The organism is Rhodococcus sp. DT1 (assembly GCF_049844875.1).
Classification (GTDB): Bacteria; Actinomycetota; Actinomycetes; order Mycobacteriales; family Mycobacteriaceae; genus Rhodococcus.
The window spans coordinates 1-12656 of record NZ_JBNCLW010000002.1 but is presented as its reverse complement, the minus strand read 5'-3'; the positions used below and the strand labels follow the sequence as shown (position 1 = coordinate 12656).

At 66.9% G+C, this 12656-nt stretch carries 13 protein-coding genes; 2 read left to right on the top strand and 11 right to left on the bottom strand.

What is annotated here, in order from left to right:
* Positions 1-44 precede the first annotated feature (44 nt).
* The 5 genes from ACLQ3J_RS04350 to ACLQ3J_RS04330 form a co-directional block, all read right to left on the bottom strand.
* Entirely contained in the window at positions 45-968 is a 924-nt protein-coding gene (locus tag ACLQ3J_RS04350; protein WP_425902301.1) for an alpha/beta hydrolase, read from the bottom strand.
* Positions 969-1090: 122 nt separating this feature from the next.
* Positions 1091-1858 carry an enoyl-CoA hydratase/isomerase family protein gene (locus ACLQ3J_RS04345; RefSeq protein ID WP_296550687.1) on the bottom strand — a complete coding sequence of 256 codons (768 nt, stop codon included), beginning with the start codon at positions 1856-1858 and terminating at the stop codon, positions 1091-1093.
* Between the two features lies 1 nt (position 1859).
* Positions 1860-2948: an acyl-CoA dehydrogenase family protein gene (locus ACLQ3J_RS04340; RefSeq protein WP_425902299.1), complete on the bottom strand. Its 1089-nt coding sequence runs from the start codon at positions 2946-2948 to the stop codon at positions 1860-1862.
* Positions 2935-3840, bottom strand: a complete 906-nt coding sequence (locus tag ACLQ3J_RS04335) for an acyl-CoA dehydrogenase family protein (protein ID WP_296550686.1) — start codon at positions 3838-3840, stop codon at positions 2935-2937. Before ACLQ3J_RS04335 ends, ACLQ3J_RS04340 begins: the two co-directional genes overlap by 14 nt.
* The gene (locus tag ACLQ3J_RS04330; RefSeq protein WP_425902297.1) at positions 3818-5269 is read right to left on the bottom strand and encodes a class I adenylate-forming enzyme family protein; all 1452 of its coding nucleotides are present in this window, start codon (positions 5267-5269) and stop codon (positions 3818-3820) included. Before ACLQ3J_RS04330 ends, ACLQ3J_RS04335 begins: the two co-directional genes overlap by 23 nt.
* 103 nt (positions 5270-5372) lie before the next feature.
* On the opposite strand from ACLQ3J_RS04330, the gene ACLQ3J_RS04325 reads away from it, so the two are divergent.
* A complete protein-coding gene (locus tag ACLQ3J_RS04325; protein ID WP_425902296.1) occupies positions 5373-6434 on the top strand; it encodes a 2Fe-2S iron-sulfur cluster-binding protein in 1062 nt (353 codons plus the stop codon).
* A 77-nt stretch (positions 6435-6511) separates the two neighbouring features.
* Here ACLQ3J_RS04325 and ACLQ3J_RS04320 read toward each other — a convergent pair whose 3' ends face one another.
* The 4 genes from ACLQ3J_RS04320 to ACLQ3J_RS04305 are packed head-to-tail and all read right to left on the bottom strand — an operon-like array spanning position 6512 to position 10590.
* The gene (locus ACLQ3J_RS04320; RefSeq protein ID WP_425902295.1) at positions 6512-7570 is read right to left on the bottom strand and encodes a CaiB/BaiF CoA transferase family protein; all 1059 of its coding nucleotides are present in this window, start codon (positions 7568-7570) and stop codon (positions 6512-6514) included.
* Positions 7567-8523 carry an LLM class F420-dependent oxidoreductase gene (locus ACLQ3J_RS04315; protein WP_425902294.1) on the bottom strand — a complete coding sequence of 319 codons (957 nt, stop codon included), beginning with the start codon at positions 8521-8523 and terminating at the stop codon, positions 7567-7569. The genes ACLQ3J_RS04320 and ACLQ3J_RS04315 overlap by 4 nt, the downstream gene beginning before the upstream one ends.
* A 46-nt stretch (positions 8524-8569) precedes the next feature.
* Positions 8570-8971, bottom strand: a complete 402-nt coding sequence (locus tag ACLQ3J_RS04310) for a cobalamin B12-binding domain-containing protein (RefSeq protein ID WP_169621987.1) — start codon at positions 8969-8971, stop codon at positions 8570-8572.
* The gene (locus ACLQ3J_RS04305; RefSeq protein WP_169621986.1) at positions 8971-10590 is read right to left on the bottom strand and encodes a methylmalonyl-CoA mutase family protein; all 1620 of its coding nucleotides are present in this window, start codon (positions 10588-10590) and stop codon (positions 8971-8973) included. Before ACLQ3J_RS04305 ends, ACLQ3J_RS04310 begins: the two co-directional genes overlap by 1 nt.
* A gap of 43 nt (positions 10591-10633) precedes the next feature.
* Between ACLQ3J_RS04305 and ACLQ3J_RS04300 the strand changes: the two genes are divergently transcribed.
* Complete coding sequence (locus tag ACLQ3J_RS04300; protein ID WP_169621985.1) at positions 10634-11467, top strand: SDR family oxidoreductase; 834 nt, start codon at positions 10634-10636, stop codon at positions 11465-11467.
* Positions 11468-11516: 49 nt separating this feature from the next.
* On the opposite strand, the gene ACLQ3J_RS04295 is transcribed toward ACLQ3J_RS04300, so the two are convergent.
* Together ACLQ3J_RS04295 and ACLQ3J_RS04290 are read right to left on the bottom strand one after the other, a co-directional pair.
* Positions 11517-12152, bottom strand: coding sequence for a trimeric intracellular cation channel family protein (locus ACLQ3J_RS04295; protein WP_169651562.1), 636 nt, complete (start codon positions 12150-12152; stop codon positions 11517-11519).
* A 103-nt stretch (positions 12153-12255) separates the two neighbouring features.
* On the bottom strand, positions 12256-12555 hold the full coding sequence (locus ACLQ3J_RS04290) for a WhiB family transcriptional regulator (protein WP_169622180.1): 300 nt from the start codon (positions 12553-12555) through the stop codon (positions 12256-12258).
* Positions 12556-12656: the final 101 nt, after the last annotated feature.

Sequence of the window (12656 nt, the reverse complement as noted above, 5' to 3'; positions counted from 1 at the left end):
CGTCCTCGCCCTTCGCGCTTCGCGGCTGTGCTTTACTTTCGGGCTCAGCACTCCCCGAGGTCACCCCGGGAGCGCCGCACCCCCAAGGCGTCGGCGAGCACGGCACACTGCTCGTCGAAGAAGCCCTGCGCCACACGCTTTCTCGACGCTACGAGATCGAAACCGTGGAATGCGCCCTCGACGATGTGGAATCCGCACGGCACTCCCGCCGATGCCAACCGGTCGGCGTACTCGCGATTCTCCGCGAAGAACAGATCGTGTGAACCCACACCGATCCACGCTGGAGGAAGATCGCCGAGGTCGTCACGTCGCGCCGGCACCGCTTCGCTCCGGTCGGCAGCGCCGAGGTAGCTTTCCCACCCGAACCGATTCGACCTCTCGTCCCACAAACGGGTGTGCCGCGGTCCGGCACCGGTGCGATCGTCGAGCATCGGGTACACCAGCAACTGGAAAACCGGCGGTGGGATCTCCCGGTCACGAGCGCGGAACGCGAGCGCGGCAGCAAGTCCCCCGCCGGCGCTCGCACCGCCGATCGCAATCCGCGAGGCATCCACTTCCGGACGCCGGGTCAGCCACTCGTAGATCCGGCTGCAGTCCTCGACCGGGACCGGATACGAATGTTCCGGTGCAAGCCGGTACTCGACCGAGGCCACCGTGATTCCGAGTTCTTCCGCGAACCGCCGGCAGAGTGCGTCGTCCTGTGCGGCGCGCCCGAACACGTACCCACCGCCGTGGATCCAGAGCAGGGCGGGCCCTGGTTCGTCACCCCGAGCGGTCGACGGACGGAACCAGCGGACGGCGACACCGGGTTCGAGCACATAGACATCCGGATCTTTGCCACGGATCGCGCGAGTGAGCGTGCGCAGCACCGGCAGCGACCTCGGAGTGACCGTCCGGCGGGGTGCAAGCAGCGCGATCCACCGCAGATCGGGATGGAATCCAGGTAGCGAACGCAGGCGATCGATCAAGAATCACCTCGGTCGGCAACCGGCATTGTTGATCTCCTTGTCGTTCCGGGTCCGGCGATAATAGACGCATCGAGACGGGCACCGGGTGCTCGGTGCCCGGTGCCCGCCTCGATGCCCGCTAATCAGGACTTTGCGGCAGTCAGCTTTGCGATGTTGGACTGGAAGTCCGCGCTCTGGAACGTCATCTCCTCGGCACTCATCGCGTAGTCGAGTGTCGCCAGCACAGCCCGCTCGAGATGAATGTTGAGCAGTCTCTTGGTGGCCTCGATAGCCTTTTGTGGCTGCTCCGAAATGCGCTTGGCGCACGCGAGCGCCTCGCTCAGCGGGTCGGCGACGACGTGGTTCGCCAGGCCCAGCTGGCAGGCACGTTCGGCAGGAATCCGCTGGCCACTGAACGCGAACTCCTTGGCCTGCAGCAAGCTGATCTGGAGCGGCCACGTCAGGGGGCCACCGTCGGCGGCGACCAAACCGACCTGGACGTGGGGGTCCGCCAGGTACGACTTCTCGCCCATGTAGACCATGTCGCTGAGCGCGACCAGACTGCAGCCCAGACCCACGGCCGGACCGTTGACCGCCGCGATCACGGGAATGCGGCACCGTGCCATTCCGAGCACGATCTCCCGGCCGTCGGCGATCGTCTTCGCCCGCAGGTCCGCGTCTTTCGCCAGTTCGGCGAGGTAGGTGAAGTCGCCACCGGCGGAGAATGCCCGGCCGGCACCGGTGATCACCGCAGCACGCGCGTCGCGGTCGGCGCTCAGGCGCGGCCACAACCGGGCCAGTCCCTCGTGCAGGGGATCGTTGACGGCGTTGAGGTCGTCGGGCCGGTTGAGGGTGATGATCCGCAGGGAACCATCGGCCCTGACGTCGATTTCGTCGGGCATGTCGTACATGTCAGACCCCCAATCCGAGGATGCGTGAAGCGATGATGTTCTTCTGGATCTGCGAGGTGCCGCCCATGACACTCTGTGCCCGGCTGTACATGTACGACCCCAGCAGCTCGGGATCGCGGGTACCGGCCACGGACAAGGCCGCGTGCCCGACCGACTGGTCGACCCACGTCATGAGCAGCTTGTCGAGCGAGCCCTCCGACCCGTGCGAGACGCCGTCGAGCTGTTCGGACAACCGGCGTCGCACGTGCAGTCGCAACATCTCCGATTGCACAGCGGCCCAGGCCAGGTCTTCGGGCGGCCTGCCCTCGACACGGGCGGCGAGCTGGCGGACGATCTTGCCGTAGCGCGCCGCGAATCCGAGCGTGGACGGTTCCCGCTCGTGACCGACGACCGTCATCGCCACACGCCAGCCTTCGCCGGGCGCACCGACCATCCGGTCCGCAGGAACCCGGGCGCCGTCGAACAGCACCTGCCCGAATTCCTTGGTGACGCCACTGATCATCTTCAGGGGCCGCTGCTCGATCCCGTCCTGGTGCATGTCGACGATGAACGCCGAAATCCCCTTGTGCCGAGGCGCCGTCGGATCGGTGCGCGCGAGCAGCAGGCACCAGTCCGCCACATCGGAATAACTCGTCCAGACCTTGTGCCCGTGCAGGACGTATTCGTCGCCGTCTCGCGTGGCGGTGGTCGTGAGCGACGCCAGGTCGGAGCCGGCACCGGGTTCGCTGAAGCCCTGGCACCACCGCTCGGTCCCGTTGATCATCCCCGGCAGGAACCGATCGCACAGTTCTTCACCGGCGTGGTGGCCGAGCCCCACGACGAGGTAACCCAGGCTGGGTCGCGGCGGCGCACCCGCGATGGCGAGTTCCTCGTCGAGGATCACATCGTATACGGGCGGCAGGTCTTGTCCGCCATGCTTTTTCGGCCAGGACAAACCGAAGAATCCGGCGCCGTACAGTGCCTGGTGCCAGTCACCCTGGCGAGCCCAGTACTCGTCGCCCGAGGTGGGGAACGTGCCGGCTACCTGAGCGAGCCACGTGCGCAGGCGTTCGCGGAAGGCTGCTTCGTCCGGCGAGTCACGAAAGTCCAAGGTCGATCTCCTCCAGGCTCACGGGGAACAGTTCGGTGGACGTCAGCGCCCGCCGCAGATAGACGTGCTCGATGCACTCCCAGGTGTTGCCGATGCCGCCGTGCACCTGGACGGCGGTTTCGCACACCGTGCGTGCCGCTCGCGCGCAGTAGATCTTCGCGATGCGCGCTGCGCGGACCGCGTCGGCCGGAGCAAGCTCGTCGACCGCCCACGCCGCGTGACGCAGCACGCTGATCGATCCTTCGATCAGCGCTTGGCTCTCGGCGAGCAGGTGCGCCACGGCCTGATACGAGCCGATCGCCTTGCCGTACTGCTCGCGAATCTTGGCGTACTCGATCGCGACAGTCTGCGCTCCGCGGGACGTGCCGACGAGGTCGGCACACGTCGCCACCAACGCGAGCGCGTATCCGCGCTCGATGGGCTCGGCGTCCAGATCTCCGATCGGGGTGTACGGCTCGGTGAGGGTGGCGAATCCGCGGGTGAGGTCGGCGCCGGGTGCTGCCTCGCCGATCTCGGCAGACAGCACTGTCGTGCCGCGGACCACCAGGGCCTGCTTCAGGCCGTGTGCGTCGAACGCGTCGTCACCGATCGCTATCGCCCACGTCTGCTGGTCCTCACTGAGGTGACGACGCAGATCGTCGGCGAGCACGGGCCCGAGGAAGGGAACGTCGACGAGGCCGCGGCCGAATTCCTCGGCGATGATCGCCACCTCGACTCCCGACGCACCGTCGGAGCGCAGCGAGCGCCAGCCGGTGGAGTCGACGGTCTTCTCCAGTCGCGCGCGGCGCGCCGCGTCGTCGAGGTCCTGGACCGATCCCGGTCCCAGCTCGTCGGCCAGCCTGGCGGCAGCGTCTCTCAGCTGCTGTTGTTCATTCGTCAGACGTACGTCCATGGCGCTCCTCGAGTAGTCGGCGCAACACCTTGCCGGAGGGCAAGCGGGGAATTTCGGGGACGAGAATCACGCGGCTGGGTCGCTTGTAGGACGCGAGCCGTTCGCCCACATAGGCGATGACCTCGTCGGGATCGATCGTCGCGGTCGCGGTGGCCGACACCGCCGCTACCACTGCCTCGCCCGCGGTCTCGTCGGCGACTCCGAACACCGCGCAGTCGGCTACGTCCGGGTGGCCGTGCAGTACCGCTTCGACTTCGGCGGGAGCGACCTGGAAGCCTTTGACCTTGATCATTTCCTTGGATCGGTCGGTGATACGGACCCAGCCGTCTTCGTCGACGGACCCGACATCGCCCGTTCGGTACCACCCGTCGTCGAAGGCGTCGACGGTCGCCTCGTCCGGAAGATAACCGGCCATGAGCGACGGGGATTTCACCTGGATCTCGCCGCGTTCACCCGGCGCGACCTGTTGGCCCGTGCCGAGCGACACGACTCGCAACTCCACACCGGGGGCGGCGCGGCCGACGCTGTCGAGACGGGCTCCGCTCACCGGGTTGCACGCGATGACGGGTACTTCGCTCGCACCGTAGGCCGGGACCCATGGCACACCGGTGCGGCGCGTGATCGTCGCGGCAACACTCTCGGTGACCGGGGTCGCCCCCCACATGATGTAGCGGAGCGAGGACAGGTCCAGCGACTCGAGGTCGGGATACGAGGCGATGGCCATGGCGATGGGAGCGACGGCCATCTCCACGGTGATCTTGTCCCGCTCGATGTGACGCAAGACGGTCTCGAGGTCGAACCGCCTGTGGAGTCGCATCCAGGCACCGGCTTCGAGCACCGTGGCGATGTTGAGGAGGCCGAGGATGTGCGACGGCGGCGTGGCGATCTGGATCCGGTCTGCCGGCGTCAATGCGAGAGCGTCGCGCCAGTGCACCAATGCGGCGCCGAAGGACGCGTGTGTGTGCCGGACGGCTTTGGGCAGGCCCGTGGTTCCCGAACTGAACACGAGCACCGCGTCCGCATCCCGATCCGCACCCGAGGGAAAGCCCGATCCGCCGCGGGCGGTTTCCCGCCGCTCCGGGACGGGATCGTCGAGGTGCACCATCGGAAGGGGTACGTCGCGGTCCGCTGCGGCTTCGGCGAGGACGGCCGCGTCCCCTACCGCCGCCACCGGGCCGGTGACGGCGAAGGCGTGCTCGACCTCGGTCCGCTTCCAGGACGGGCTCAGGAGGACGACGACGGCGCCGAGGCGCCAGATCGCCTTGACCGCGATCAGGAACTCGGGACGGTTCGACGACATCAGTGCGACCCGGTCGCCCGTACCGACGCCCTGGTCGCGGAGACGCAGTGCGAGACCGTCGGCGCATGCGTCGAGATCGGCGAGTGTGTACTCGCGATCTTCGAATGCCAGCACGGCGGGCTCTGTCATGGCGCTCTCTCGCGTATGGGAATCGTCCCGAGAGGTTTCACTCTCGCGTGTGAGAATAGTACTCTCCACTTAGTAGAATATTCATACCAGGAGGAGACGGTCCATGGCGAGACCACCATTGTTTCAGCGCGCGACCGTGACCCGGATCGTGAAGGAGACCGACGACGCGCGCACCTACGTGCTCGCTCCGCACGACGGACCCTTCACCTACAAGTCCGGGCAGTTCTGCACCTTCAAGGTGACGGTCGACGGAACCGACCTGTACCGGTCGTACTCGATGTCGAGTGCTCCCGAGACCGACACCGAACTGATGACCACCGTCAAGCGGGTACCCGGAGGCGCGGTCTCGAACTGGCTCCACGATCATGTGGCAGAGGGCGACGAAGTCGAAATAACCCGCCCGGCTGGCACTTTCCTGCTCCGCCCGGCCGAGGGCCCGGTGCTCGGATTCGCGGGCGGCAGCGGCATCACTCCGATTCTGTCGCTGGCCAAGAGTGCCCTCGCCTCCACCGACCGCCGGGTCCGCCTGCTCATCGCCGACCGCGATCGTGCCTCCGCCATCTTCGAGACGGTCACCGCCGACCTGGTCGCCCGGTATCCGGGCCGGTTCGACGTCGTCCGGCACTACGACGACGAGAGCGGACTGCTCGATCACGCCTCCGTCGCGGCCTTCGTCGGACCCGACACCGCGGCCGACAGTTACCTGTGCGGGCCGGAACCCTTCATGGACATGATCGAAGGTGCGCTGACGGGCCCGGGCAACGTGTACAGCGAACGCTTCGGAAGTGCCGCGGAACCCATCCGCCCCGATGTCCCGGCCGCGGACCTCCCGGCCGCGGACCTCCCGGCTACGGACGCGCCCGTGCCCGCCGCAGCACCTGCTCCGCCGATCGAGGGCACCGTCTCGATCCGTCTCGGGAGCCAGCGGGTGTCCGTCCCGCGGCATCCGGGCGAGACCCTGCTCGAGAGCGCCCGGCGGGCCGGGCTGGCACCGCCGTTCTCGTGCGAGGCAGGGAACTGCGCGACCTGCATCGCCAAGATCGTCGACGGCAGTGCGACGATGCGCGTGAACGACGCACTCAGCGACGACGAGATCGCCGACGGCTACGTCCTCACGTGCCAGGCAGTGCCCGACAGCAACGACATCCGGGTGCGGTACGAGTAGAGGTTCACCGGAACCTGCACGACGGACAGTGATCTGCTCGGGAGATTCCCGAGCAGATCACTGTTGCGAGCAGAGGATCAGAGTGAGGGAGCGGGCACGTCGTCGTTGTGCTCGCCGAGACGCGGCGGTGCGCCGTACCGCGGTTCGTATCCCTCGATGCGGATCGGACTGCCCACGAGGCGGAAATCGCCGGCGGTGATCACCGCGTCCGGAGTTGCCTCGAGCGCATCCGGCAGCGATCGCACCGCTGCGGCCGGAACCCCGAGCGGCCGTAACCGGCGTTCCCATCCCGATGCGCTGTCGCCGGCCAGCACAGCCGTGACGACCTCGAGCACCTCGTCGCGGCGCGCGGCGCGTTCGGCCATCGTGCCGAAACCGTCGATGCCCGCTTCGGCGGCAAACGTCCGCCAGAAACCGTCGTGCGTGATGAACAGCGCGAGAGTTCCGTCGGCGGTCGGGAACAGCTGCGCGGGAACATAGTACGAGTGGGCACCGTGGGGCATGCGTCGCGGCGCGGTGCCCTCGTTCAGATACGCCGAGGCACGGTAGTTGAGCTGCGACAGCATCACGTCGTGCAACGAGACGTCCAGTTGCCCACCGCGACCGGACACGATCTGCGCGAGCAGGCCCAGGGCGGCGGTCAGGCCGGTGGAGTTGTCCGCCGCCGAATAACCCGGAAGCGTGGGCGGCCCGTCAGGGTCACCGGTCAGGGCGGCGACGCCCGTGACAGCCTGGATGACGTAGTCGAACGCCGGATCGTCGCCGTTGTGGAGGCCGTACCCGGTGAGTGCGACACACACGATCTTGTCGTTTCGGGTGCGCAACGACTCGTATGTCAGTCCGAACTTCCGGATCGCCGAGGGCTTGAGATTGACGAGCAACGCATGGGAGACGGACGCCAGCTCACCGAGCCGCTGCTGGCCCTCCTCGGTCGAAAGGTCGAGGCAGATACTGCGTTTCCCGCGGTTGAGACTCGCAAAGTACGCGTCGCTGACCTGCCGGGAGAGATCCCCGGTCGGCGGCTCGATCTTCGTGACCTCGGCGCCGAGATCGGCCAGCATCATCGTGGCGTACGGGCCCGCGAGGATGTGGCCGACCTCGAGAATACGAATTCCCGCGAGTGGACCCGCCGTCACCTCAGTTCCTTCGCCAGCTCGGCAACGACTTCGCGGGTCTTGTACTTCGATGCGACCAGTTCGTCGCGGGTGTTGCCGATGGGCAGCAGGCGCATGGACAGGTCGGTCACGCCGGCGTCGCGGTAACGACGGAACCCGGCGAGGATCGCTTCTTCGTCACCGACGATCGCCATGGAGCCGATATCCTTGGCCTCACCCTGCTCGAGCAGTCGCTGGTAGTTGGGCGAGATCTCGGCCTCGGCAAGGATCCGGTTGGCTCGCTCCCGAGCGACCCCCTCCTCGTCCGGCGCGCAGAGGCACACCGGAACACCCGCCACGATCCGCGGATCCGGGCGCCCGGCCTCCGCCGCCGCCTTGGTGATGCGCGGCACGATGTGCTCACCGATCGCGCGCTCGTCGGCCATCCACAGGATCGTTCCGTCCGTGTGCTCGCCCGCGATCCGGAGCATGACCGGCCCGAGCGCGGCCACCAGGATCGGCATCGGTGCGACCGGGGCGATGTCGAGCGGGTTGTGCACGGTGAACGTGTCGTTCTCCACGTCCACCGAACCCGGCCCGCGCTGTGCCGCGTTGAGAACCTCGAGGTAATCGCGGGTGTACTTGGCGGGCTTGTCGTAGGAGAGCCCCAGCATGTCCTCCACGATCCAGTGGTGCGACGGACCGACACCCAGCGCGAGCCGCCCGTTCAGAGCGGCGTGCGTCGACAGCGATTGCCGGGCGAGTGCGATGGGGTGCTGCGCCTGGAGCGGTACGACCGCCGTGCCGATCTCGATGCGGCTGGTCCTCGTGCCCATCAGCGCAACCGCAGTGAGGGCGTCGAAGTCCGTAGGGATCTGCGGAACCCACACCGTGTCGAATCCTGCGGCTTCCGCCCATTCGACGTCTTTCAGCATGCGGTCGACCTTGCGGGCGGTATCACCCTGCTCCGGGCCGACCATCACTCCGATACGCACGATTCCTCCAACTTCCCGAACTCGATTGTGTGGGTGCCGCGCGTCGTCACAGCGGCGCAGCCGTGCCCGTCAGTTTCCGGACCTCGTCGACGAGGACATCCAGCGGAGTACTGGTGGGACACACGGCTGCTGCGCCCGCGGCGAGAAGCTTGGGCACATCGCTCTGCGGAATCGTGCCGCCGACGATCACGGCGATATCGCCGGCGTCGGCCGCACGGAGTTGTTCGACGACCTTGGTCGTGAGTGCGACGTGCGCCCCCGAGAGAATGCTGAGACCCACCACCGCGACGTCTTCCTGCACCGCGATGGAGACGATGTCCTCGACCTTCTGACGGATGCCGGTGTAGATCACTTCGAATCCGGCGTCGCGGAGGGCACGGGCGACGATCTTGGCGCCGCGATCGTGCCCGTCGAGACCGGGCTTGGCAACGAGGATGCGGGCGCTCATCAGAACACCACCGGCTGCTGGAACTCGCCCCAGACGTTCTTGAGCGCGGACACCATTTCTCCGACGGTGCAATACGCGTTGGCGCAGTCGATCAGGCGGTGCATCAAATTCTCGGTTCCTTCCGCAGCGCGGGACAATTCGGCGAGGGTGGTGCGCACGGCCTCGGGATCGCGTTCCGCCTTCACTTTCGCCAGGCGCTCGAGTTGCATCTCGCGTCCCAGCGCGTCGAGCTCGTACGTGGAGATCTCCGGCGCGGGCTCGTCGGAGACGAACTTGTTGACGCCGACCACGGGGCGCTCACCGCCTTCGATCTCCTTGTGGGTCTTGTATGCCTCGTCGGCGATCAGACCCTGCAGGTAACCGTCTTCGATCGCACGGACCATGCCGCCGTGTGCTTCGAGGTCGGCCATGATCTCGATGATGCGTTCTTCGGTGGCATCGGTGAGCGCCTCGACGAAGTACGAACCGCCGAGGGGGTCGGCGACACGGGTCACGCCGGTCTCGTACGCGAGGATCTGCTGCGTGCGCAGCGCGAGGGTCGCCGATTCTTCGCTGGGGAGGGCAAACGGTTCGTCCCACGCAGCGGTGAACATCGACTGCACACCGCCGAGCACGGACGCCATGGATTCGTAGGCGACCCGCACCAGGTTGTTCTGAGCCTGCGGCGCGTAGAGCGAGGCACCACCGGCCACGCACCCGAAGCGGAACATCGACGCCTTGTCGGTGGTCGCACCGTAACGCTCGCGGACGATGGTCGCCCACCGCCGGCGCCCGGCACGGTACTTGGCGATCTCCTCGAAGAAGTCACCGTGGGTGTAGAAGAAGAACGAGATCTGCGGAGCGAACTGCTCGATGGTCATCCGCCCGCGCGCGAGAACGGTGTCGCAGTAGGTGACACCGTCGGCGAGAGTGAACGCCATCTCCTGGACCGCGTTGGCGCCGGCGTCACGGAAGTGCGCACCTGCCACCGAGATCGCGTTGAAGCGCGGTACCTCGGCTGCACAGAATTCGATGGTGTCGGCGATGAGCCGCAACGACGGTTCCGGAGGCCAGATCCACGTGCCGCGGGACGCGTACTCCTTGAGGATGTCGTTCTGGATGGTGCCGGTGAGTTTCTCGCGCGGCACCCCCTTGCGCTCGGCGGCGGCGACGTAGAAGGCCAGCAGGATGGCGGCGGTTCCGTTGATGGTGAAGCTCGTGCTGATCTTGTCGAGCGGAATGTCCTCGAACAGGATCTCGGCGTCGGCGAGGGTGTCGACGGCGACGCCGACGCGACCCACCTCCTCACCGACCTCCGGATCGTCGGAGTCGTAACCGCACTGAGTAGGGAGATCGAGCGCGACCGACAGGCCCGTGCCGCCCTGCTCGAGGAGGTAGCGGTACCGCCGGTTGGACTCCTCGGCGGTTCCGAATCCGGAGTACTGGCGGAACGTCCACAACCGGCCCCGATAGCCGGTGGCGAAGTTGCCGCGGGTGAAGGGGAATTTGCCCGGCGCAGGCGGCTCGGTACCCCGGTCGTCCGGCCCGTAGACCGGCTCGAGCGGGATACCCGACGAGGTTTCGGTGAAGTCGTTCACGCTGGATACATTACTTGCAGAAAAAGAGAATGCCAATATCATCGCTGAGAACGGAACGGTTTCACTGATACGACCTGGGAGAACGATGACGAGCCAGAACGCACTCACCGACCGCACCATGGTCATCTCCGGCGCCAGCCGCGGGATCGGCCTCGCTATCGCCACCGCAGCGGCCCGGCAGGGTGCGAACGTGGTCCTGCTCGCCAAGACCGCCGAGCCCCACCCCCGGCTGAAGGGCACGGTCCACACCGCTGTCGCCGAGATCGAGGCGGCCGGCGGCAAAGCCGTCGCCGTCGTCGGCGATGTGCGCAAGGAAAGCGACGTCCAGCAGGCAGTCGATGCCGCGGTGGAGCGTTTCGGCGGTATCGACTTCTGCGTCAACAACGCGAGCGCGATCGCCACGGAACCGACCGAACAGCTCTCGGCCAAGAAGTACGACCTCATGCAGGAAATCAACTGCCGCGGCACCTTCCTCCTCACGAAGGCGGCGCTGCCGCACCTGCGGAACTCGCCCAACGCCCACGTGCTCACCATCTCCCCGCCGCTGAACATGAACCCCTACTGGCTCGGAGTGCACCCCGCCTACACCCTGTCGAAGTACGGAATGTCCCTGCTGACGTTGGGTTTCGCAGCCGAGTTCGCCGAGGCCGGCATAGCGGCGAACTGCCTCTGGCCCGAGACGTTCATCGCGACGTCGGCGGTCGCGCACATGCCGGACGGTGACGCGCTCCTGTCGTCCTCGCGCAGCCCGGAGATCATGGCCGACGCCGCGGTGGCGATCCTGTCGCGCTCTGCGAAGGACGCCACGGGTCGCTGCTTCATCGACGCGGATGTACTCACCGAATCGGGTGTGACCGATCTGTCCGGCTACGGCGGCGGCGACAACCCGCAGTGGGACCTGTTCCTCGACAAGGACTGACGAACCCCGCGCCGTACTCACCCTGCGCCGTACTCACTCCGCGCCGTACTCACCCTGCGCCGTGCCGGCCGGGTGGGTACGGCGCGTGAAGGTCGAAACGCACGCCGATCATGCGGATCACGAAGCACACCGCCGCCGCGCCGAACGCGACTAGGGTGCCCTGATACCCGAAACTGTGTGCAGCCGTGAATATTCCGGCTCCGATGAGGGCAGGAATTGCGTAGAGCTCACTCCGCAGGACGGTAGGCACACGACCGATCATGACGTCACGGATGGTCCCGCCACCCACCGCGGTCACGGCACCGACGAGAACGGCCTGTGTCACCCCGAAACCCAAGTCCAGGGCCTTGTATGCGCCCAGCACTGCGAACACACTCAATCCGATCGCATCGAACACGGTGATCGTCGCGTTGAGCCGATCGAGTCTGTGGCCGAGGGCGAAGGCGACGAGACCGCCGGAAGCAGCGAGGGCGAGATATCGCCAGTCGAGGAAAGTTGCCGGGGGCAGGGCCCCGAGAAGCACGTCGCGGACCGTCCCGCCGCCCAGACCGGTGAACATGCCGAGCGTGACGATCCCGACGATGTCGAGTTTCTCGGCCCGCACGGCCGTCAACGCACCGTTGAGTGCGAACGCAAATGTCCCGACGAGGTCGAGCACCAGCCACACTGGTGTTTCGGTCGGCATTGCACGAGATATACCCGGTGCCACCGGAAGATTCTCCGTTTTCGGCGGATCGGAGGTGTGACGAGCCACCGCCGTCCCGGCGAGCCGGAGGCACACGCTCGCGCTAGGAGCGGGGGGTGCGCCTGTGCCCGCGTCGCACCCGGGTGCGTTCGTCTTCCGAAAGCCCACCCCAGATACCGTGGCGTTCGCCGGATTCCAGAGCGTATTCCAGGCATTCTTCCCGCACCGCACATTGCCCGCACACCGTCTTCGCAGCGACGAGGCGGTTCTCCCGCGCGGCACCGCGCTCGTTGTCGGGGTGGAAGAACAGCGAGCCGTCCACGTCGCGGCACTCGGCATGCATCTGCCAATCCCACGACTCCGCGACGGGCGGCGGCAACTTGAGCAACTTCAGCGCGGGCACGGTCACACCTCCTTCGCCATACGACGGTATATGCGGATCAGGTTGTCCGTAGACGCATCACCCGACTCCGGCTCACCCACACCCCCCAACACCGGCGCCAA